This window comes from Azospirillum sp. OGB3, assembly GCF_014192915.1.
In the GTDB taxonomy this organism is placed as follows: domain Bacteria; phylum Pseudomonadota; class Alphaproteobacteria; order Azospirillales; family Azospirillaceae; genus Azospirillum.
Genome location: NZ_JACHYN010000028.1, coordinates 1 through 22,492, shown reverse-complemented (window position 1 = coordinate 22,492; position 22,492 = coordinate 1). Strand labels below are relative to the sequence as shown.

The following is a 22,492-nucleotide window of genomic DNA, read 5'->3' as shown; positions in this document are numbered from 1 at the left end:
CCGTCGTCTTTCAGGAATGCGCCCTTAGCGCATGCGGTCCGCGAGAGCCGCCTTGACGGCGCTGCTGGCATGCAGCGCCCCCAGCACGGCGACCGAGGCGATGGTGGCGCGGGCGAGTTCGGGGGTGACGTCCTGGGCGATGGTGGCCAGCCCGAGGACGCGGATATCGAGCATCTGCCCGGCCTCCCGAGCCGCTTCAAGGTCGTCGCGGGTGTAGTGACGCAGGCCGAGGTCAACGCTCTTGCGCGTCACCGCCTGCCGCAAGGCGTCTCCATGGCGGTCGATCTGGTTGCGGATGGCGGTGCGGATGAGGTCCGTGCGATTCGCGTAGAATCCTTCCTGCACCAGCAGATCGATGTGACCGAGGTCGATGTAGCCCAGGTTGATTGTGATCTTTTCGCTGTCGCCGGACTTCGGCTTCGGATCGAGTGCGTTGTTGGACATCCCTGCGCCATCCCATTACCATCCAGTGAGATGGTATATGGGAGGGGCGGTGAACCGATCAAGGGGACATGGCGTCGTGAGAACAGGGACTATCTGCTCAGTTCATTACGCCACACGGCCGGTGGTCTGGCAAATGTGCTTGAGTTCGGTGAAATCGGAAAAAGCGTCATAGCCATGCAGCCGCCCCAGTCCGCTCTGGCGGTAGCCGCCGGTCTCCGCTTCGGCGAACAGCCGATTGTGGTCATTGATCCAGACGGTGCCGTTGCGCAGCGCGCGGGCGATGCGCAACGCGCGGGCGCCATCCCTCGTCCAGACGCTGGCCGACAGCCCGAACACCGTGTGGTTCGCCTTCGCCACCGCCTCAGCCTCGGACTCGAAACGTTCCAGCACCAGGAACGGGCCGAAGATTTCCTCCTGGCAGAAGAAGGCGGAGGCGTCGCCATGCGCGACCAGCGATGGGGTGAAGAAGGCGCCCGCCGCCGGCAGGTCGTCCGGGACTCCGCCGCGCAGGATCACCTCGTCGCACAGGTCGAAGGCGCGCTCCGCCTGTCCCTGAACCTGGGCGCGCGCCGCTGTGTCGATCAGCGGACCCATGCCGATGGCCGGGTTCATGCCGTCGCCGACGGCGATGGCGGCCAGCGCTGCGCGCAGCCGCTCCTTCATGGCGTCATGGATGGAGCCGTGGACCAGCACCCGGCGCGCGGCGGTGCATTGCTGGCCGGAGATGATGGTGGCGGCGGCGGCGATGCGCCCCGCCGTGTCGGCGATGTCGGCGTCGGGGAAGACCACGCAGCAGCTCTTTCCGCCCAACTCCAGCGACAGCTTCTTCATGGTCTCGGCGGCGGTGGCCATGATCCGCTTGCCGGTCGCGGTCGATCCGGTGAAGCTCAGCACGTCCACCAGGGGAGACTCGACCAGCCGGGCGGACGCGGCATGGCCGGTTTCGCTGACCATGTTGCACACGCCGGGCGGCAGCCCCGGCACCTCGGACAGGGCGCGCAGGAAGGCGGCGGTCAACAGCGTCGTTTGCGCCGCCGGCTTGACCACGACGGTGCAGCCGCAGGCGAGCGCCGGCCCGATGGCGCGGGCGAGCAGGACGGCCGGCGCGTTCCAGGGAATGATCAGCGCGGCCACGCCGGCGGGTTCGCGCAGCATGGTGGAGAACACGCCGGGCTCGACCTCCAGCACATGGCCGGGGATGTGCCGGGCGAGGCCGCCGTAGTAGCGGATCTCCGAAATGGCCCCGGCGATCTCGCCGCGCGACTGGGCCAGGACCTTGCCGTTCTCCAGGGTCAGCAGGCGGGCGAGACCCTCGGCCTGCGCCTCCAGATTGCGCGCCCAGTCCAGCAGGACGGTCTGGCGCAGGCGCGGACTCTGCGCCCACTCCGTCCGCTCGAAGGCGGTGCTGGCCGCGGCGATGGCGGCGTCCGCCTCGTCCCGTCCACCGTCGGCGAAGGTCCCGACGGCGCTGCCGTCCATGGGATTGAGGCTGGCCGCCTGCCGCTGGCCGGGAATCCACACGCCGCCGATCCATTGTCCGGTCACGAGGCGGCCGGTCGATCGATGGCTGTCGGGAATGGTCATGTCTGTTTCCTCCATTGTCGTTGGGCGGCCGTGGCGCGGCACCGGGCGGGCGTGGCCGCCAGCTAATCCCGGGGCTGGTCAGGCAGGCAAATAGTCTATTCTAATCAAAGGGATCATTTGGCGTGATGGTCCGCCGTCACCGATGAGGTCGATCGCGCGGCCTCCAGAAGCCGCTCATTCATGATCTCCATGAAGCGAACGGCGGCGAGGCTGAGCGGGCGCCGCGGATTGTGTATCCAGGCGAGCGTGCGCGCGATGGCCGGGTCGACGATCCGGTGCGCCCGCAGGGTGCCGTCAGCCAAGCCGCGATGGACGCCGATGCTGGGCAGAACGGTCACCCAGTCCGTGCGCGCGACCAGTTCGGCGATGGAAATCAGCGAATCGATCTCCAGCTTCGGCTTCAGATCGATGCCCTGGGCTTCCATCTCCTGCTCCAGCACGGCACGCAGGCCGTGGCGCTTGGACGGGATCACGAGGCGGTAGCGGGACAGGTCGGCCAGCCGCACCGGCTCGACGATCGGTGGGCCCTGGGCGGTGCCGCTGACCAGCACCATCTCCTCGTTCAGGATGTCCTCGGTGACGAGCGCCAGCTTCTTGCGGGAACGGTTGATCAGCGCGATGTCCAACTGCCCGGTGGTGACCTGCTCCACGAAGTTGGCGGTGTAGCCTTCGGTCACGTTCAGCTCTACGCTGGGGTACTGGCTTGTGAACCGCTCGACCGTCTGCGACAGCGCCGACTGGGTGACCGACGCGATCAGCCCGATGGCGACCTGACCGGAAATCCGGCCCGAAAGGTTGCTGATCTCCTGCTTCGCCGCGGCGATGTCTCGCAGGATCGGCAGGAACAGGCGGTACATGGTCCGCCCGGCGGCGGTCGGGATCATGCCCTGCGAACTGCGTTCGAACAGCTTTTCGCTCAGCTCCGCCTCCAGCTTGGCGATTTGCATGCTGAGCGCCGGCTGCACCACGTTCAATCGCCGGGCGGCGCGCGTCACGTTCCCCTCCTCGAACAGGCAGACGAAATACTGGAGTTGCCGCAGGTCCATGGCGATCTCGCAAGGTCGAAGGGCGCCGAGGCGGCACCGCGCCGTGATTCCGTCAGGTTTCTACCATGGAATTGTCGGACGGCTCGGGGGCCCGCTCCGGCGAGCGATCAGAGGGGGAGCGGCCGGAGCGCCGGGCCGTTTCGCCCCAGCGGCGAACCTTCCCGCTGTCCAAGTCGAAGAGGTCCAGCACCCGGCCGACCGTGTGGTCGATCATGTCGTCCAGATCCGCCGGCTTGGCGTAGAAGGCCGGGACCGGCGGGGCCAGGATCGCCCCCATCTCGGACAGGGTGGTCATTGTGCGCAGATGTCCCAGATGCAGCGGCGTCTCACGCACCATCAGGACCAGCCGCCGCCGTTCCTTCAGCACGACGTCGGCGGCCCGGCTCAGCAGGCTCGTCGTGGTGCCGCAAGCGATTTCCGACATGCTGCGCATGGAGCAGGGAGCCACCACCATGCCCATGGTGCGGAAAGACCCCGAGGAGATCGACGCCGCGATGTCGTCGATCGGGTGGGCGACGGACGCCAGCGCCCGGATGTCGGCGATCTTCCAGCCCGTCTCCATCGCCGCGGTGATCTCCGCCGACCGCGACATCACGAGATGGGTCTCCACTTCCAGCAGCCGTAGGGTCTGCAGCATGCGTATTCCGTAGATCACGCCCGAAGCGCCGGAAATTCCGACGATCAGACGTTGCCGAGCGGCGGCCCGCCGCTCGCTGTCCCCATCACCGGCTTCCCTCCAGGCGGAGGCGTTCGGAGCCCTATCCATCAGTCACTTTCCTCACGACGCAAACCACTCGTAGACCCATTATGGAAGCTCCGCGCAATGATCACTAATAGTGATTGCTAATGCCCGCAATCACCATCACTGATGGCTGGCTTCACCTCCATAACTGATCTTCACACCGGGCGGCCGGTGGGCGGACCGGTCATGAGGCTGGCATGCGCATCCCAAGGCTCTTCCATCAATTTCCATGATCGTTCCGATGACTCGAAGTTATTTGATTAATTGGCGCCACCAAGCGTTTTATGAACGAACTAAGCCAAGCCGGTCGATGAACCACGGCAGTCGAGGGAGTGACGACGTTGATCGAACAGAAGCAGACGACCGAAGCACAAGAACGTCATGACGAGTCCGCTTCGGACCTATTCCTGCGTCAACTGTCCGCCTGTGGGGTCGACTACTTTTTCGCGAATGGCGGAACCGATTTTCCGCCGATCGCCGAGGCCTTTGCCCGCGCGGCGGAGCACGGCGCGGAGGTTCCCCGCCCCATGGTGATCCCGCACGAGAACGTCGCCGTTTCAATGGCCCACGGCGTCTACATGACGACAGGCCGGCCGCAGGCGGTGATGGTGCACGTGAATGTCGGGACGGCCAACACGGTCAACGCGGTGCTCAACGCCAGCCGCGACGAGACGCCGGTCCTGCTGTTCGCCGGCCGCTCCCCCTACAGCGAGACCGGCCGGCACGGCACGCGCACCCGCTACATCCACTGGGCGCAGGAGATGTTCGACCAGGGCGGCATGCTGCGCGAAGCGGTGAAGTGGGATTACGAGCTGCATCTGCCGGAGCAGGCCGCCGATCTGGTCGCGCGGGCCTATCAGGTGGCGATGACCTCGCCGCGCGGCCCCGTCTACGCCACCCTGCCGCGCGATGTGCTGGCCGACCCCATCCGCGTCTCCCGTCCTGACAGCGGCCGCCGGCCGGCGCCGGCGGTGCCCCACCCGCAGCCGGACGACATCCGCCGACTGGCCGACTGGATCGCCACGGCCGAACGCCCGCTCATCATCACCCAGGGCGCCGGGCGCACCAAGGCGGGCTTCGACGCGCTGGCCCGCGTGGCGGAGCGCTTCGCGATCCCGGTGGTGTCCTTCCATCCGCGCTTCCTGAACATCGCGGCCGACCACCCGATGAACCTTGGCTTCCAGCCGGGCGAACTGCTCGCCAGGGCCGATCTCGTCATCGCACTGGAGGCCGACGTTCCCTGGATACCGAACCTCGAATCGCCGCCGGACGGCTGCCGCATCGTGCAGATCGGCGAAGACCCGTCCTTCACCCGCTACCCGATGCGCAGCTTCCCGACGGATCTCGGCATCACCGGCGACGCCGCAACGGTCCTCGACGCGGTCGAACGGCGCCTGACCGGCCATGACGCCCTCGACGAGGGGCGGATCGCCGCCCGCGGGGCCGTCCTGCGTACCCAGTCGCGCGCTCTGGCCGCCAAGCGTCTGACGCCGGACGCCGTTCCGCCGGGCTCCGCCATCGGCCCGGAATGGCTGAGCGCCTGCATCGCCGAGGCGGTCGGTCCCGGCGCGCTGATCGTCAACGAATACCCCCTGCGACTGGAGCATTGCCCGCAGACCATGAGCGGCAGCTATTTCGGGCTGAGTGCCGCCGGCGGCCTCGGCTGGGGCCTGGGGGCGGCGTTGGGCGCGAAGCTCGCGAACCCGGACCGGCTGGTCGTCGCGACGCTCGGCGACGGTGCCTACATGTTCGCCAATCCCACCGCCTCCCACTGGGTCGCGGAGGCGCACGACCTGCCGGTCCTGACCATCATCTTCAACAACCAGCTCTACGGCGCGGTGCGCAACGCCACCATGGCGATGTACAAGACCGGCGTCGCCGCGCGCAACGGCGGCCGCATGCTGGCAGACCTCAGCCCGGCGCCCGCCTACGAAAAGCTGGTGGAGGCGAGCGGCGGCGCCGGCTTCCGCGTCGAGCGGCCGGAGGACCTGCGCGAGACGCTGCGCCGCGCGGTCGCGGTGGTGACCGGCGAGCGTCGCCAGGCGCTGGTCAACGTTCTGTGCGACTACTGATGTCGGCCCGGGACCAGGCTATGGTCGCCGCCGCCCCGGCAAGCCCCGCAACCCCGGCAGGCGCCGCGAAGCCGGCGGGCGGCTGGGGGACCGGCGGGCTGTCGACGGAGGCCGCGCGCCTGCGCCGCCGCTTCCCGACGGTCGCCGACCTCGCGGCGCAGGCCCGGCGGCGGACGCCGCGCTTCGCCTATGATTTCGTGGCCGGCGGGGTGAACGACGACCTCGGGCTGGCGCGCAACCGCCGGGCGCTGGACGCCATCGAGATCGTGCCGCGCTACGGGCTGGACGTCCGCCCGGTGACGACGGAAACGGCGCTGTTCGGCCGCAGCTACGCGCTGCCGGTCGGGGTGGCCCCGATGGGGCTGGCCGGCCTGCTGTGGCCGGACGCCGACGAGTCCATCGCGCGGGCGGCGCAGCGGGCGCGCATCCCCTACGTGATGTCCACGGTCGCCAACACCTCCATCGAGCGCATCGCGGCGATCGCTCCGGACGTCTTCTGGTACCAGCTCTACAACGTGCCGGAGAACGACCACGCGGTGTCGCTGGACCTGATCCGGCGCGCCCAGGCCGCGGGCGCCCACGCGCTGGTCCTGACCATGGACGTGCCGGTGCGCTCCAAGCGGGTGCGCGACGTGCGCAACGGCCTGGTCGTGCCCTTCCGCCCCACCCTGCGCACCGCGTGGGACGTGGCGCGGGCGCCCGGCTGGGCGCTGGCGATGCTGCGGAAGGGCCAGCCGCGCTTCCGCAACTTCGAAGCCTATCTGGGGCCGGACGCGAGCACCGCCGATCTGGCGAGCTTCGTCTTCCAGAAGATGACCGGCCCGCTGACCTGGGAGTCGGTGGCCCGCTTCCGCGACGCCTGGAGCGGCCCGCTGATCGTCAAGGGCATCCTGCATCCCGACGACGCCGAGACGGCCGTCGCGCTGGGCGTCGACGGAATCCTGGTGTCGAACCATGGCGGACGCCAGTTCGACGCCGCCCCGGCCACCGCCAGCGCCTTGCCCGCGATCGTCGAGCGGGTCGGCGGACGGGCCACGGTTCTCGTCGACGGCTCCATCTCCTCGGGCCTCGACCTGCTGCGCGTCCTTGGCCGGGGCGCCGTCTCCGCCTTCGCGGGACGCGCCTTCCTGATGGCCTACGCCGCGGCCGGGGAGGATGGCGTCGACCATGTCGTGCGCCTCTTCACCGAGGAACTGCGGGTGGCGCTCGCCCAGAGCGGCGGCGCCGCACTGGGTGTCACCCTGGGCGCCGCTGCCTTGGACGCTGCTCCGGGCGCCGCCGGGGGACCGGCCGCACCCCATCATCACCCATAACCAACCGACGCCCTGAACAAGAGCCTCACCAACGGGCCTGGCGTCATCAAACTCCGGGAGGGTATCCGCATGGAAGCCAATTGGACGGCCATGTCCCTGGCTGTCGTCTACATCGTGGCGATGGGCGTGGTCAGCTACGCCGCGCGCCGCTTCTCCAACACTGCCCAGAACTTCACGTCCGGCGGCACCACCTATCCCGCCATCCTGGTGGGATTCCTGCTGATGTCGGAATTCATCGGGACCACCGCCAGCGTCGGCACCGCGCAGGCCAGCTACAAATGGGGGATCTCGGCGGCGTGGAACCTCGTGGCACTGGGCATCGGCTTCGTGCTCTACGCCTTCCTGTTCGCCCGGAAGTTCAAGGACCTGGGGGAGAACACTATCTCCGGCGCGCTGTCCCGGACCTACGGCGCGCCCACCAAGATCGCCACCAGCATCATCATGATCTTCGCGCTGCAGATCGTGGCCGTGTCGGTCTACGCCAGCGGCGGCGCGGTACTCGCCGGGCTGCTGAAGATCGACCGGTCGCTGGCCATCGTCTTCACCGGTATGTTCGCCGCGCTCTATGTCGGCATGGGCGGGATGCGCTCGGTCATCTACACGAACGTGATGCACGCGGTCGTGAAGTACATCGGCATCATCGTCGCCACCGCCTTCGCGCTGAACCAGGTCGGCGGCTGGTCGGAGCTTCGGGCCCAGTTGCCGCCGGCCATGTTCACCGTGGACAACGCCGGCTGGCCGCAGATCCTGGCCTGGGTCCTGGCCGGAACGGGCGCCGTCTTCTCCACCCAGTACGTCCTCCAGGCGATCAGCACGGTCGGCGATTCCGGCAAGGCCCAGAGGGCCAGCTTCTACACCTCGATCCTGCTTATCCCCTTCGGCATCGCCGCGGCCATCTGCGGCATGTGCGCGGCCGTGCTGTTCCCGAAGATCAACTCGCTGCAAGCCTTCCCGATGATCGTGTCGCAGATGGACAGCATGATGGCGGCGATCGTCGTCGCCGGCCTCGCCGCCTCGCTGTTCGGCACGATCTCCGCAATCAGCATCGGCACGGCGACGCTGCTCTACAAGGACTTCTACCTGCCGATCACCGGCAAGGACACGGGCGACAGCCAGTCCCTGCGGTTCGTTCGGATCGCCGCGATCGTCGTGGGCCTGCTGCCGATCCCGCTGGCCATCTTCGCGCCGGACGTCCTGAAGGTGACCTTCCTGGCCAAGTCGCTGCGCCTGACCCTGGCGGTGCTGGTCCTCTTCATCTTCTACGCGCCGACCTTCGGCAGCCCCAAGGGAGCGGTGACCAGCATCGTGCTGTCGCTGTTCCTGACCATCGGCTGGTACATGGCCGGTGATCCCTACGGCATCGACAACGCCTACATCGCACTGGTCATCCCGCTGATCGTGATGAGCATCAGCCACCTGCCGCGCCTGATGACCTCGGGCCGGGCCATGCGGGACACCGCCTGACGGTGCGGGCCGGGGAAAACATACGGTCCCCGGCCCCCCGCGTGGCCCCGCCGCGTCCTTGAAACTCTTCCAGCAGGGCACAAACGCCATGAGCGCGCACATCATCGAACGCATCCATTCCCAGGAGCCGCGCAGCAAGGCCTTCGGCCTGCGCGGCTGGCTCGACCGGCTGGCGGAGACCAACCGCCTGACGGTGATGCGCCCCGGTGTCGGGCTGGTCCATGAGCTGGCCGCCGCCGCCAAACGCCTGGACGGCTCCACCGCCACCATGTTCCCCCATCCGGACGGTCATCCGGGGGCGGTCGTGTCCGGCCTCGTGTCCGACCGCGCCTGGATGGCCGAGGCACTGGGCGTCTCCGGGGACGCGCTGATCGCCCACGTCCGCAAGGCCGCCGACGCGCCGCTCCCCTGGCGCGAGATCACGAACGCCCCGGCGCAGGAGGTCGTCCATCGCGGCCCCATCGACCTGACCCGGCTGCTGCCCATCCCGACCCACAACGAGCACGACAGCGGCCCCTACATCTCCGCCGGCCTGACCATCGCACGCGATCCGGAGACCGGCGTCCAGAACGTCTCGATCCACCGCTGTCAGATCAACGGGCCGGACCGCATCGGCATCCTGCTGCTGCCGCGCCACACCGACCATTTCTACCGCAAGGCCGAGGCCAAGGGGGAGGCGTTGGAGATCGCGCTGGTCATCGGCGTCGATCCGGCCACGCTGCTGGCCTCCCAGGCGATCGTGCCGGTCGGCCAGGACGAGCTGGAGATCGCCGGCGCGCTGCGCGGCGAGCCGCTGGAGGTCGTGCGCTGCCTGACCAACGGAGTTCGCGTGCCGGCCCAGGCGGAGATCGTGATCGAGGGCCGCCTGCTGCCCCGCGTCCGCGAGGCCGAGGGGCCGTTCGGCGAGTTTCCGCAGTATTACGGCGAGCGTGCCGACCGCCATGTGATCCAGGTGGACGCGGTGACCCACCGGGTTCGTCCGATCTTCCACACCATCGTCGGCGGCGGGCTGGAGCATCTTCTGCTGGGCGCCATCCCGCGCGAGGCGACCATCCTCGCCTCCCTCCAGCGCAACTTCCCCGGCGTGCAGGACGTGCACCTGTCGCTGGGCGGCGTCGGACGCTACCATCTGGTGGTGAAGCTGAGGAAAACGCAGGACGGCGAAGCCAAAAACGTGCTGCTCGGCGCCTTCGCCGCCCATTACGACATCAAGCATGTGGTCGTCGTCGACACCGACGTGGACATCCACAACACGCGCGAAGTCGAATGGGCCGTTGCCACGCGCTTCCAGGCCGACCGGGACCTCGTGGTCATCGGCGACAGCCAGTGCTCCAAGCTCGACCCGTCCACGGCGGACGGGCTGGGCGCCAAATGGGGCATCGACGCGACCATCCCGGTCGACGCGCCGGAGATGAAGTTCAAGCGCATCCGCGTGCCCGGCGAGGACAGCGTGGATCTGGACCGGCTGGTCGATCCCGGCGCGTCCTGGCGCACCGCGATCGGCTAGCTCCGGCCGGCCACACCGAGTCACGTCCCAACTCGTGCCGATCCGGAGTCCCAGAAGGCCGGATCGGCCGCTTTTTTTGCCGGGCCCCCGCCCGTCACACTGTTTCCATCGGCAGACGTTCCCGCACCATGGGGGACGAACAGAACGAGGATCGCGCATCATGTCGAAGGCCATGCGGATTCACCAGGGCGCCTTCGGTCGCGTCGCGCTGCTGGACATGGACCACGCGCTGATCCACCACGCGCACCCCCATTGCCATGTGCTGATCAAGGCGTCGGGCGCCGACACGCAGTTCGCGGTGCGCGAGCGATGCCACCCCTTGCGCGACGACACGGCCGTCCTGGTCAACAGCTGGGAGGCGCATTCCTACGCCCACCAGCCGGGAGCGCCGGGCACCGTGATCCTGGCGCTCTACATCGAACCCGGCTGGCTCGGAGCCATGCAGCGGGAGTTTACGGCCAGCGGCAACCCCGGCTTCTTCGCTCATCCCTGTGGTGCGCTGACGCCGCACATCCGGCTCCTCGCCGACCGCATGACCGCGGAGCTGCTGTACGGCGATCCCTCGGCCGAGCGGATGGAGGAGGCGCTGTTCGACCTGATGGTCGCCATCGTCGACCGCTTCTCCGATTGGCGGAGCCTGCGCGGGACCGCCCTGCCGGCCGCCACGGCCGCTCCGGACTTCCGCGTCCGGCAGGCCGTCCGCTTCATGAGCGGCAATCTGGGGGAGGAGTTCGACGCCGCGCGCGTCGCCGCGGCCGCCGGCCTGTCGCGGGCACACATGTTCCGGCTGTTCCGGCAAGCTTTGTCGATCACCCCCGCAATGTATTTCAACGTGCTGCGGATGGAGGCGGCCATCGGCGCCATGGCCGCCGGGCGGGAGAGCGCCACGGAGATCGCCGCCCGGCTCGGCTTCGCGGCCCCCAGCCATTTCAGCCGCTTCTTCCGGAGCCACCAGGGCGTGACGCCGACCGAGTACCGCCGCGTCGTCACCCTTTACAACCAGCCCGCCGCCGCGGGGGCGTGACCCGCCGCGCGACGGCGAGGACGGCACAGGGACGGCAACAGGGACGGCGGGGCGTCAGGCGGCGCGGATGCCGGCGAGGAAGCTTTCGATCTCCCGGCGCAGCTCCGTGGCCTGACCGGCCAGCGCGCTCGACGCCCCGCTCACCTCGGCGGCCGCGCTGCTGGTGCGCGCGACCGTCTGGTTCATGCCGGCGATGCTGCGGCTGACCTCGGTGGTGCTGTGGGCCGCCTGCTGGACGTTGCGGGTGATCTCGCCGGTGGTGGCGCTCTGCTCCTCCACCGCCGCGGCGATCGCCGCGCTGATCTCGTTGATGCTGGCGATCGTCCGGCCGATCCCGTCGATGGCGGCGCTGGTGCCCTGAGTCGCCTCCTGCACTGCGGCGATCTGCGCGGCGATGTCCTCGGTGGCCTTGGCGGTCTGGGTGGCCAGCTGCTTGACCTCGCTGGCGACCACGGCGAAGCCCTTGCCGGCCTCGCCGGCCCGCGCCGCCTCGATGGTGGCGTTCAACGCCAGCAGGTTGGTCTGGCTGGCGATGTCCTGGATCAGCTTCACCACCTCGCCGATCCGCATCGCCGCCCCGGTGAGGTGGGACACCGAGCCGGTGGTGTCCCGGGCCTGCGCCTGGGCCTGGGCGGCGACCGCGTTGGAGCTGGCGACCTGCCGGCCGATCTCCTGGATCGAACTGGTCATCTCCTCGGTCGCCGCGGCGATCGTCTGCACCGTCACCGCCGTCTCCTCGGCGGCCGCGGCCGTCGTGGTCGCCTGCCGGCTCGCCTCGCCGGCGACCGCCGTCATGCCGCGCGCCGTACCGTCAAGCTCGCCCGCGGCGCCGTTGACCGTGGACAGGATGCGGGTGATCGAACGGTCGAAGCCGGCGACCGCAGCCTCCACCACGCGGGCGCGCTCCTGGCGCCGGACGTGCCCGGCGGCCTGTTCGGCGGCCAGCCGGTCAGCCTCCTTGGCGGTGACGCGCAGCGCCTCGACCGCGGCGGCGATCTCGCCGATCTCGTCGGCGCGCCCGCGCGCCGGCACCGCCACGTCGCGCTCGCCGCGCGCCAGCTCGGTCAGCACCGCCGTCATGCCAACCAGCGGATCGACGATGCGCCGGCCGATCAGCATGGCCACGCCGACCACGGTGAGCGTCACGAGCGCCAGCGCGCCGACGGCGAGCATCAGGCGGAGGAAGGCCGCGCCGCGGGCCACATCGGCCTGAGTCAGTGCCTCGGCGACGGCGGCGTCGCGCACCGCGAGCGCCGACTGCACGCCGCCGACCAGACGGGACCAGGCGTCCTGGAAGGAGATCGCGTAGTCACCGCCGGCGCGTCCCCTGATGGTCAGCTCGGCGATGAGGGCGTCGGTGGCGCCGAAGAAGGTCGCCTCGGTGCCGCGCAGCGCCGCAGCGAGGGCCGGGGCGTCGCCGAGTTGGGCAGCGGTTGCCTGCAGGCGCGCCCAGGCGTGACGCGTCTCGCCGGCCAGGAAGGCGGCCAGTTCGATCTCGCCGACGGTCAGCGGGCGCTTGGCGCCGACCACGGTGGTGAAGATGGCGACACGGCGTCCGCCGGCTTCGCGCATGTCCCAGGACAGGCGGGCGATGCCGGCGAGCCGGGCGACGTTGGGGTCAGCGAGCGCCACGGCGCGCTCAAGCCCGTTGGCGACGCCGCCCAGATCCTTGACACGGGCCACGATGCGCTCACCGAAACCCTTGATGAAGGCTTGGTCCCGCTCTGGCTTGGGCCGGGCGATGGCCGCATCGACCTCGGCGTGGAGAGTCTCCAGGGTCTGCCCGAGCGCGCCGAGCGTCTCGAGAGCCGCCGGCTGGCCGGCGTAGCGGGCGGCCTGCACCTTGCGTTCGGCCTCGACCAGCGCATCGGCGATGTCGCGCCGGGCGGCGGCGATCTTGGCGCGCGCCTCCTCACCGGCCGGGGCGTCCGCCAGCAGGGCGCCGTTCTGCACACCGCGGCTCAACACGATCGTCTCGGTGACACGCAGCACCGCGCCCATCGCCTTGGAAAGCAGGCGGGCGTCAACGGCGCGGCGGTAGTTGCCCCATTCACCGGCCACGAAGGTGACCGACACCGCCCCGGCCACCGTCGCCATGGCCAGGACGCACGACAGGAAAACCGCCCGGATTCTCATCCAACGCTCCTCGACACGGGCTTCGCGCCACGCTGTACGGGTTGAAAAAACCACCCTGGTCCAACGCCGCCCGCTACGGGTCTCACCCTCCCCCGGCGGAGCCGGAGGAAGGTGAGGATGCCCGACCGGCGGTCTGCGGCCGCCGGCGTTCAGAGGCCCTTGAAGACCGGCTTGCGCTTCTCGTGGAAGGAGGCGACGCCTTCCGCGAAGTCCTCGGAGCCGCGCAGGCGACCGTAGGCTTGGCCCTCGATCTCGATGGCGCCGTTGACCGACACGTTGTTACCGCTGTTCAGCACGCCCTTGATGGTGCGCTGGGCCAGCGGGGAGAAGCCGCGCAGCTCGTCCACCAGCGCGGCGACGGTCGCCTCCAGCTCGGCGTCGGCGACGCATTCGGTGACGAAACCCCAGTCGGCGGCCTGACGCCCCGGAACGCGCTTGGCGCGCATCACCATGTCCTTGGTGCGGGCGATGCCGATCATGTGCAGCAGGCGGGCCGAGCCGCCCGAACCGGGGATCATGCCGATGCGCATTTCCGGCAGGGCGAACTGCGCGGTCTCCGACGCGATGCGGAAATCGCAGGCCAGCGACAGCTCGAAGCCGACACCGAAACAATAGCCGCGGACCTGGGCGATCACCGGCTTGCGGCAGCGTTCCGGGGCGGCGACGTTGATCGCCAGCTCGGACACATGCTCCGGGGTCTGTTCCAGGAAGCCGGCGATCTTGCCGCCGGAGGAGAAGTTCTCGCCCTCCGCCCGCAGGACGATGACGCGTACCTTCGGATCGCGGTCGAGCGCCGCGAAGACCGCGCCGAACTGGTCACGCTGGAGCATGCTGATGATGTTGAAGGGTGGGCGGTGCAGGACGATGTCGGCGCGCTCCTTGGCTTCGTCGATCTCGACGCGGAAGCCGTCGAGATCGGCAAGGAGGCGGTTGCTGCTGTCGAACGAATAGGGCTTCACGGGTTCTCTCCAGAAAAGTCGGGTGTTCAGAGCGTGGTGGGGCTGTGTTCGAGCTGGTATTCGCCAGCCTGGAGCTTGCGCCGCAGGATCTTGCCGACCGGCGACTTGGGGATTTCGTCCAGGAAGACGTACTCGCGCGGGCGCTTGAAGTTGGCGAGGCCGGAGGTGCGGCAATGCGCGTCCAGGTCGGCGGCCTCCACTCCGGGCACTCGCCTGATGAAGGCGACCACGCGCTGGCCCCAGCGCTCGTCGGGCAGGCCGGCAATGGCGACCTCCAGCACGCCGTCGTGCAGGGACAGCACGCTTTCGATCTCCACGGGCGAGACGTTCTCGCCGCCGGTGATGATCATGTCGTCCACCCGCCCGGTGACGAACAGGTCGCCGTCCGCGTCGAAGAAGCCGATGTCGCCGGTGAAGTACCAGCCGGCGTGCAGCGCCTTGGCGTCGGCGTCGGGGCGCTTCCAATAGCCTTCAAAGGCCTCGTCACCCGACAGGTCGGCGATGATCTGCCCCTCCTCGCCCGCCGGAGCCACGTCGTCGGGGTCGTAGGAGCCGAGCGTCACGACGCGGATGCGCTGGTTCAGCGCCGCCTTGCCGGCGGAACCGGGCTTGGCCGGCGCGTTCTGGTCGAGCGTGAAGGTGTAAATCTCCGACGAACCATAGTGGTTCACGAACAGCTCCGGCCGGAAGGCGGCGTCCAGCCGCTTCAGCAAGCCGTCGGTCATCGACGCGCCGGCGAAGCCCAGCTTGCGCACCGACGACACGTCGGTGGCGGGAAAGCCCGGGTCGGCCAGCAGGTCGTGATAGAGCGTCGGCACGAGGTAGAGGCAGGTCAGCCGCTCCGCCGCGATCAGTTCCAGCGCGCGGGCGGTGTCGAAGCGGGGCAGGCAGACGAAGGTCCCATCCACCAGCGCCATCGCCAGCAGGGAGCGCACGCCCATGGTGTGGTAGAGCGGCATGACGCCCAGCGTGCGCTCGCCGCGGCGGTAGCAGTTCTGGGCGACATGGGCCACGGCGGCGGCGCGCTCCGCCCGGTGCCGGCGCGGCACGCCCTTCGGCTTGCCGGTGGTGCCGGAGGTATAGAGGAACAGCGAGACGTGTTCCGGCGAGGCGCACGGAACCGCCGCCACCGGATCAGCGTCGAGCAGCGCGGCGAAGCGGTGGGTGCCGCCGTCAACGTCCGAACCGACGGCGATCCGCGGCAGCGCTTGCGCGACGGCGGATTGGGCCGTGGCCTCCGCCGAGACATCCTGGAAGAACAGGACGCGCACCTCGGCGTTGGGCAGGCAGTAATCCAGCTCGTCCGCCTTCACCCGCCAGTTCAGCGGCACCACGGCGATGCCCGCCAGTTGGCAGGCCCAGTGGATGGTTGCCATCTCCCAGCTGTTCTGCAGGGCGGTGGCGATGCGGTCGCCGGGGCACAGGCCGAAGCGGTCGAAGGCGCCGACCAGCCGGCGGATGCGGTCCAGCCATTCCGCGTAGGTCAGGCGCAGATCGCCGTCGACGATGGCCAGGGCGCGGGGGCTGCGCTCCGCGCTGGCCAGAATGCTGCGGCCGAGGTCAAACATGGGCGGCCTCGCCCATGGCCCCCGGCTCCGGGGTCTGTCCGGTCACGTCCATCACGGCGCGGACGATCCCGGCATAGCCGGTGCAGCGGCAAAGATGGCCGCTCAACATGTCGCGTAGCTCCTCCTCGGTGGGTTTCGGGTTGCGGCCCAGGTAATCGGACAGCGACATCAGGATGCCGGCCGTGCAGAAGCCGCATTGCAGGGCGTGGTGCCGGCGGAAGGCCTCCTGGAGCGCGGTCATGCGCCCCTCGTTGGGCCCCTGGTTGGGCCCCTCGTTGGATTGGGACAGCCCCTCGACCGTGTCGATGCGCCGCCCGTCGGCCTGCACGGCCAGGGTCAGGCAGGCGCGCTGCGCCACGCCGTCGATGCGCACCGTGCAGGCGCCGCACACCCCGTGCTCGCAGCCGACGCGGGTGCCGTGGGCGCCCAGCTCGTGGCGCAGGAAGTCGCTGAGCAGCAGGCGGGGATGGGCCTGGCCGGTGCGGGGGGCGCCGTTCAGGACGATGGTGACGGTGTGGCGCGCGTCGGCGGCTAAGGTGACAGCGCTCTTCAGCGGCGGCATGACAGGGCCTCCTCGAGGACGGTGCGGCCGATGCGACGCACGAGGTCGCGGCGGTAGCGGGCGGTGGCGTGCTGGTCGTCGTCGCCCCCGAGGTCCCAGGCGAAGGCGTTCAGCGCCGCATCGAGGTCCGGCGGCAGCGCGCCGCCGGCGAGCGGCCAGGAGCGCAGCGTCGGCCGGTCGGCCACACCGCCGACGGCGAGGCTCGCCTGCGTCCCGTCCACCGTCGCGGCGCAGGCGGCGATGGCGAAGTCGCCGTGCCGCATGGAGACCTCGCGGAAGGCGTGGCCGCTGCCGGCGGCGGCGAGCGGGAAGCGCACGCTCTCGACGATCTCGTCCGCCGCCTTCACCGTGGTCAGCGGGCCGAGGAAGAAGTCCGCGGCCTTCACGGTGCGGCGGCGCCGGACGTTGCGCAGCACCACCTCGCCTCCAGTGGCGACGAGGCAGAGCGGCGCCTCGGCGCTGGGGTCGGCGTGGGCGACGGAGCCGCAGACGGTGCCGCGGTTGCGGGTCTGGAAATGACCGACCCAGGGAAGCGCGGATGCCAGCAGCGGAACCTCGTCCCGCAGGGTCGGGCGGGACAGAAGCTCCGTCTGGGTCACCGCCGCCCCCACGCTCAGCCAGCCGGAGTCGGCCTTGAGCGTGCGCAGCTCCTCCAGGCGGCTGAGGTCGATCAGCAGGCGCGGCTGCACCAGCCGCATGTTCAGCATCGGCATCAGCGACTGGCCGCCGGCGATCACGCGGGCGTCGTCGCCCCCCGCGGCCAGCGCCGCCAGGGCGTCGGCGACCGTGGCCGGCCGCAGGTAATCGAAGGACGCGGGTTTCATCGGTTCAGCCCCAGAAAGCGCAGCAGGCGGGTGAGAAGGCCCGGCCGTTCGGCCGGCGCGGGCGCCCCCCCGGCGCGGGCAACCAGCTTCTCGAAGAACTGGCCGATCAGCAGGCGCGATGCGCTGTCGAGCATGCGCCCGCCGACCGCCGCGACCTTGCCGCCGACCTCGGCGGAATAGCGGTAGGTGACGCGGGTGCCCCCGGCCGTGCGCTCCAGCGTGACGTGGCCGGTGCCCCGCCCGGTGCCGAGCGCGCTCGCCCCGCTGCCGGTCAGGGTCAGCGAGCGGGGCGGGTCGAGGTCGGACAGGGCGACCTCCGCAGTGTAGCGACCGCGCACCGGCCCGATGCCGACCACCACCTCCGCCCGATAGGCGTCTGGACCGGCGTGGTCCAGCGCCTCGCAGCCCGGCAGCAGGGCGGCCAGCTCCTTGGGATCGAGCAGGATCGCCCAGACCTGTTCCGGCGGCGCCGGAACCTCGCGGCTGCCCTCCCCGGTCAAGCCGCGCCCGCCGGAGGCCGACGGCGCCGGTGCGCCCACTGCCCCTGCCGCCCCTGCCGCCGCCGGGCGCGGCGGCTCCGGCGGATGGATCAGCGCGGCGATCTTGGCCGGGGTCAGGGGCAGCGACGGCACCGGCCCGCCGAGCGCGTCGGCCACGGCGTTGGCGAGGCAGGCGGGCGTGCTCATGCAATTGCCCTCCCCCACCCCCTTGGCGCCCAGCGGCGTGACCGGCGACGGGCTCTCGCGGTGGAGGATGACCGGCACCGGCACCTCGCAGGCGGTCGGCACCAGATAGTCGGCGAAGGTGCCCGACAGGAAGCGACCGTCGTCGCCGTAGGCGTATTCCTCGTAGAGCGCCGCCCCCACCGCGTGGGCGAAGCCCCCCAGGATCTGGCCCTCCACCAGCAGCGGATTCAGCAGCCGGCCGGCGTCGTGCATGGTGACGTAGCGGTCGATCCGCACCGCCCCGGTGTCGCGGTCGATCTCCACCCCGCAGAAGTCGACGATGAAGCCGTAGCAGGCCGAGCTGTTGATGTGGTCGGCGTCGGTCGGCGCCTTCAGCGGCTCCGGCGTCCAGAAGGCGGTTTCGCGCAGCGCCGCCTCCCGCCCGTCCGGCAGCGTGCCCGGCGCCCAATGGCCGGCGGCGGCGACGCGGGAGAAGGACAGGGCGTTGTCCGGGTTCCCCGCCGCGAAGACCTTGCCCCCGGCGAAGCGCACCTCCTCCGGCCGGCTGTTGAGCGATCCGGCGACCAGCGCCGCCATGCGGTCGCGCAACCGCGTCGCGGCCACCTGCGCCGCCCCGGCCACCGCCCCGGCGAAGCGGCTGGAGTAGTTGCCCGACGCGATCGACCAGGCGTCCTTGCCGGTATCGAGGTCGGTGTTGACACGGATGTCCTCGACGCCCAGGCCGAACACGTCGGCCACCACCTGGGCCAGCACTGTGCGGTGTCCCTGCCCCTGCGGCGCGGAGGAGACGTGAACCGAGACGCCGCCGGTGGGGTCCACCGCGACGCTGGCCGTCGCCTGCGCGCCGTTCTTCGGCCCGGCCTTGCGCCGTTCCTCGGCGGTCAGGACGGTGGTGATGTAGCCCATATTGGAGATGGACGGCTCGACCACCGCGGCGTAGCCGATGCCGTAGAGCCGCCCCTGGGCGCGCAGCGCGTCGCGCCGGGCCTTCAGCGCGTCCAGCGCGCCGTCGCGCACCGCCTCATCCAGCGTGGCATGATAGTCGCCGGAGTCCAGCGACCCGCCCGACGCCGTGCGGTAGGGCATGGCGTCGGCCGCCACGAGATTGCGGCGGATCACGTCGAGCGGGTCGAGCCCAAGCTCCGCCGCGACGCGGTTCATCAGCCGCTCCAGCCCGTAATAGAGCTGCCCGCCGCCGAAGCCCCGGTTGAGGCCGGTTGGCGTCTTGCTGGTGACGACGATGCGGTTGGTCACCGCAAGGTGCGGGATGTCGTAGGCGCCGGTCAGGTTGCCGTGGTTGCGGTAGAGGGAGGCCGGCTCCGGCGCGCGCAGATAGGCGCCACAATCCTCCGTCTGCTCCATGCGGAGCGCCAGGACCTTGCCGTCCGGCTCCACCGCCGCATCGATGCGCATTCGCCGCGCCGTGGCCGAGGTGGCGGCCATCAGATGCTCCAGCCGGTCCTCCACCCATTTCACCGGCCGGCCGGAGACGCGGGCGCACAGCCCCATCAGCACGATGTAGGGAAAGACCGCCTGCTTGTTGCCGAAGCTGCCGCCGGAATGGGGCGGCGTCTTCAGCCGCAGGCGCGATCCCGGGACGTTCAGCGCCTTGGCCATCACCGGATGGACCGCGAAGGGGCCGGAGAAGTTCGACAGGATCTCGTAGGCGTCCTCGGCCGCGTCGTGTTCGGCCAGCACGACGAAGCACTCCATCGGCGTGCAGGAATTGCGCGGGAACTCCACCTCGATGGACACCGTGCGCGCGGCGCGCGCGAAGGCGCCTTCCGGGTCGCCATAGCGGAAGCTGCGGCTGTTGACGAGGTTGGAGGCGAGCCCCGGATGCAGCGGAGTCGACGCCGGGTCCAGCGCCTGTCCGATCGACGTGACCGGCGGCAAAGGACGGTATCGCACCTCGATGCGGTCGAGCGCGTCCTCCGCGTGGTAGCGGCTGTCCGCCAGCACCACCGCGATGGGTTCCCCGACATGACGGACACGGTCGACGGCCAGGCACCAATGCTCCATCGGCGCCCGCACGCCGACGAGAAACGGGCTGGCGACGCGTTTGGCGTCGGCCCCGGTCACCACCGCGGCCACGCCGGAGGTCGCCAGGGCAGCGGCGGTGTCGATCCCGAGGATCTCGGCGTGGGCGTGGGGGGAGCGGAGGATCGCCGCATGAAGCGTGCCGGGCTTGGCCGGCAGATCGTCGGCGTAGCGGGCCACGCCGGTCAACAGGGCGGCATCCTCCACCCGCGGCATGGGACGGCCGACGAAAGGCTGCGCCGCGGGCTCAGCGTCCGTTACCGCCACGCCCGGCCGATGGTCGACCGCCGCCCGACCGCCAGCCCCACTTTCAACAGTTCGCATCGCCGTCATTCCCGACCTCCTATTGCGGGAAGCCTAGAAGGTTTGGCGGGGAAACCCTTTACCGTGGAGTATCGCGATTTACCCTAGCGTCTGATTTTTGCACATCAGGCGTCTGTGCCTCTCCCGTTCGTCCGTCTGAAGGCGCGGATGCGGGGCGATGGTCCCGGTTAGTTATCATGCGGGGGTCGTGCAGCGACCCATGCTGCGCGGCGGCGGCTCGCCCTGCCCGTTTTAGGTGTGGGCGGTGCGCCGCCCGTCTGCTAGGAAGGGGGGCGCGGCCGCCGGTCGCGCGTGACGGGAATACCAAGGGCGAGGAGCGCGTGTCCGCTGGCAACCTCATGAAAAACCGACGTCTTTCTTGCGTTGATGTGCGGCCTGTCCATGGCTGGCTGGTGCAGGCAGAGGAATGATGAAGGAATCGTCGCCCACCAGGGCACGCGTCGGCCGCCCAGCCGAGGAGGAGGACGCCGAAACCTCCGACGAAACCTCCAACCGGATCATCGACGTCGCGGCGCAGCTTTTCACGGCCCAGGGCTTCGCGGCGACCGTGATCGAGCAGGTCGCGTCCGCCTGCGGTGCGGGGAAGGACACGATCTGTCGGCGCTTTCCGTCGAAGGCCGCGCTCTTCGCCGCGGTGGTTGAGCGGATGCGCACGCGGACCTTGAACGGCCTCCAAGCCGAGATCGACGCCGCCGGCGGCAGCGGCGGCGATGCGCTGTCGCGGTTGAAGCGCATTGCCCGCTGGTTTCTCGACGTCAACCTGGAACCGGACATGATCGCGCTGAACCGGATCGCCTTGAGCGAGGCGCCCCTCCTCGGCGAAGACCAGCGCGACCAGTGGGAAAGCGACCCGATCACCGACCGGTTGGTCGCCTTGGTCGCCGCCGCGCAGTGGGACGGCAGGCTGGGCGGCGACGACCCCCGCATGATTGCCGCCCACCTGCTGCACTCCATCGTGTTCGGACCGTCGAACGATGCCATGCTGGGCCGCATGACCTACACGTCCTCAGAGGCCCGGGACCGGTTTTTCGATCAGGCCTGGGCCTTGTTCCTGCACGGGGCGGGACGATCGCTGCCGGCCACCGCCCGCTGAGCCGGCTCCCGGGCCGGCTCTTACCGCTACCGCACCGACGTTCCTCGCAGCCTGGGCGGTGTTCCCATGAGCGACGGATTGTTAGCGACGGATTGTTTTCGTCATCGGTGGCCGGTCGCGGTGTTCGCTGATAGGGACGTCGACCTGGGCACCATCACTGTCGATGCCCCGGTACGGCCAACACCACCGTTCGCCGACCTTCGGGTAGGTCTCGTCCACACACCATCTCCAGTCGACACGCCGCCGCGTTCCCCCACGATTGCCCGCACGTCCAGCCGTCAGCGCACCAGCGTAAGCGATCACCGCGGACAGCAGGGCGTTCTCGGCATTTCTGAGGTCCGCTTCGAAGCTCAGCATCTGGAAGTTCGACAAACGGCCCACCTTCAGTTTCTGATTCTCCACGTCGATCTTCCGGCGCGCCAGATCACGGGACCGGCGCGCCAGTTCGAGCTGCCGCCAGCGGGTCTGGGCGTTGCGGACGGCGTCCCGGACCTCCTTCTCGATCCGATGGCGAAGCGCCTCCAACCGCAGTTCGGCCTCGCACCATGCCACGTTGGCCCCGACCTCCGCCTGCTCCAGCGACAGGTCGCCCGGCGGCACGACGAATTGCAGCCCGCCATAGACGCCGCTGTCCCGCGCCCGGCCCAGCGGAGCGCGTGTCCGTTCCAGACTGGCCCCCCGACGGCCGCGAGGTCCCATTGGCGCTGGTTCCGCGCGACCGCCAGGGCGATTTTGCTCCGTTCAATGGCAAGGATTTGGGCCAGATGCTCCGGCTGGTTGTCGAAGGCGATGGCCAGGGCCTTTTCCACGTCCACCCGCATCGCTCGGGACTCCAGCGTGTCCATCGGGTTCCGTTGCAAAGTTTGCCGGCGGGCGGAGATCGGGTAAAACCCAGCTCTTTCGGTGGCCGGGGTGACACGGTGATGCGCAGCGGGAAGAGCCCGTTCAAGGGCCGACAGTTCACGGCTGAGGTGATCCTGTGGGCGGTGCGCTGGTACTTGCAGTTCCCGATCAGCTACCGCGATCTGGAACGGATGCTGGCCGACCGCGGCGTGGCGGTCGATCACACGACGCTCTACCGCTGGATCCAGGCCTACGCCCCGG

General features: G+C 69.9%; 17 protein-coding genes and 1 pseudogene. 7 read left to right on the top strand and 11 right to left on the bottom strand.

The features are described 5' to 3' along the window. Window positions 1-24 precede the first annotated feature (24 nt). From FHW79_RS30070 to FHW79_RS30055, 4 genes are all read right to left on the bottom strand, one after another. The gene (locus FHW79_RS30070; RefSeq protein ID WP_183182318.1) at window positions 25-444 is read right to left on the bottom strand and encodes a CopG family transcriptional regulator; all 420 of its coding nucleotides are present in this window, start codon (window positions 442-444) and stop codon (window positions 25-27) included. A gap of 105 nt (window positions 445-549) precedes the next feature. Further along, entirely contained in the window at window positions 550-2,028 is a 1,479-nt protein-coding gene (locus FHW79_RS30065) for an aldehyde dehydrogenase family protein (RefSeq protein WP_183182317.1), read from the bottom strand. A gap of 113 nt (window positions 2,029-2,141) precedes the next feature. Beyond that, window positions 2,142-3,074: a LysR family transcriptional regulator gene (locus tag FHW79_RS30060; RefSeq protein WP_183182316.1), complete on the bottom strand. Its 933-nt coding sequence runs from the start codon at window positions 3,072-3,074 to the stop codon at window positions 2,142-2,144. A gap of 52 nt (window positions 3,075-3,126) precedes the next feature. Further along, window positions 3,127-3,759: a UbiX family flavin prenyltransferase gene (locus tag FHW79_RS30055; protein ID WP_282184051.1), complete on the bottom strand. Its 633-nt coding sequence runs from the start codon at window positions 3,757-3,759 to the stop codon at window positions 3,127-3,129. A gap of 389 nt (window positions 3,760-4,148) precedes the next feature. Here FHW79_RS30055 and FHW79_RS30050 point away from each other — a divergent pair, with 389 nt between their 5' ends. From FHW79_RS30050 to FHW79_RS30030, 5 genes are all read left to right on the top strand, one after another. Further along, a complete protein-coding gene (locus FHW79_RS30050) occupies window positions 4,149-5,888 on the top strand; it encodes a thiamine pyrophosphate-requiring protein (RefSeq protein ID WP_183182314.1) in 1,740 nt (579 codons plus the stop codon). Then, window positions 5,888-7,201, top strand: a complete 1,314-nt coding sequence (locus FHW79_RS30045) for an alpha-hydroxy acid oxidase (protein WP_247884682.1) — start codon at window positions 5,888-5,890, stop codon at window positions 7,199-7,201. The genes FHW79_RS30050 and FHW79_RS30045 overlap by 1 nt, the downstream gene beginning before the upstream one ends. Before the next feature lie 69 nt (window positions 7,202-7,270). Beyond that, complete coding sequence (locus FHW79_RS30040) at window positions 7,271-8,665, top strand: sodium:solute symporter family protein (protein ID WP_183182313.1); 1,395 nt, start codon at window positions 7,271-7,273, stop codon at window positions 8,663-8,665. An 88-nt stretch (window positions 8,666-8,753) separates the two neighbouring features. Beyond that, window positions 8,754-10,172: a UbiD family decarboxylase gene (locus FHW79_RS30035; protein ID WP_183182312.1), complete on the top strand. Its 1,419-nt coding sequence runs from the start codon at window positions 8,754-8,756 to the stop codon at window positions 10,170-10,172. Between the two features lie 160 nt (window positions 10,173-10,332). Then, window positions 10,333-11,196, top strand: coding sequence for an AraC family transcriptional regulator (locus tag FHW79_RS30030; protein WP_183182311.1), 864 nt, complete (start codon window positions 10,333-10,335; stop codon window positions 11,194-11,196). Between the two features lie 54 nt (window positions 11,197-11,250). Here FHW79_RS30030 and FHW79_RS30025 read toward each other — a convergent pair whose 3' ends face one another. From FHW79_RS30025 to FHW79_RS30000, 6 genes are all read right to left on the bottom strand, one after another. Further along, window positions 11,251-13,332 (bottom strand): methyl-accepting chemotaxis protein, encoded by a 2,082-nt coding sequence (locus tag FHW79_RS30025; RefSeq protein ID WP_183182310.1) that lies wholly within the window; start codon window positions 13,330-13,332, stop codon window positions 11,251-11,253. A 149-nt stretch (window positions 13,333-13,481) separates the two neighbouring features. After that, on the bottom strand, window positions 13,482-14,291 hold the full coding sequence (locus tag FHW79_RS30020; protein WP_183182309.1) for an enoyl-CoA hydratase-related protein: 810 nt from the start codon (window positions 14,289-14,291) through the stop codon (window positions 13,482-13,484). Between the two features lie 26 nt (window positions 14,292-14,317). Next, window positions 14,318-15,859: an AMP-binding protein gene (locus tag FHW79_RS30015; protein WP_183182308.1), complete on the bottom strand. Its 1,542-nt coding sequence runs from the start codon at window positions 15,857-15,859 to the stop codon at window positions 14,318-14,320. After that, the gene (locus FHW79_RS30010; protein WP_183182307.1) at window positions 15,852-16,421 is read right to left on the bottom strand and encodes a (2Fe-2S)-binding protein; all 570 of its coding nucleotides are present in this window, start codon (window positions 16,419-16,421) and stop codon (window positions 15,852-15,854) included. The genes FHW79_RS30015 and FHW79_RS30010 overlap by 8 nt, the downstream gene beginning before the upstream one ends. Continuing rightward, a complete protein-coding gene (locus tag FHW79_RS30005; protein ID WP_183182306.1) occupies window positions 16,409-17,245 on the bottom strand; it encodes an FAD binding domain-containing protein in 837 nt (278 codons plus the stop codon). Before FHW79_RS30005 ends, FHW79_RS30010 begins: the two co-directional genes overlap by 13 nt. Beyond that, entirely contained in the window at window positions 17,242-20,304 is a 3,063-nt protein-coding gene (locus FHW79_RS30000; RefSeq protein WP_247884681.1) for a molybdopterin cofactor-binding domain-containing protein, read from the bottom strand. Before FHW79_RS30000 ends, FHW79_RS30005 begins: the two co-directional genes overlap by 4 nt. Window positions 20,305-20,701: 397 nt before the next feature. On the opposite strand from FHW79_RS30000, the gene FHW79_RS29995 reads away from it, so the two are divergent. Continuing rightward, window positions 20,702-21,388 carry a TetR/AcrR family transcriptional regulator gene (locus tag FHW79_RS29995; protein WP_247884680.1) on the top strand — a complete coding sequence of 229 codons (687 nt, stop codon included), beginning with the start codon at window positions 20,702-20,704 and terminating at the stop codon, window positions 21,386-21,388. 81 nt (window positions 21,389-21,469) lie between these two features. On the opposite strand, the gene FHW79_RS29990 is transcribed toward FHW79_RS29995, so the two are convergent. Then, the gene (locus tag FHW79_RS29990) at window positions 21,470-22,087 is read right to left on the bottom strand and encodes a DDE-type integrase/transposase/recombinase (RefSeq protein WP_183182305.1); all 618 of its coding nucleotides are present in this window, start codon (window positions 22,085-22,087) and stop codon (window positions 21,470-21,472) included. 224 nt (window positions 22,088-22,311) lie between these two features. Here FHW79_RS29990 and FHW79_RS29985 point away from each other — a divergent pair. Further along, window positions 22,312-22,492, top strand: a pseudogene (locus tag FHW79_RS29985) (IS6 family transposase); the annotation flags it as partial.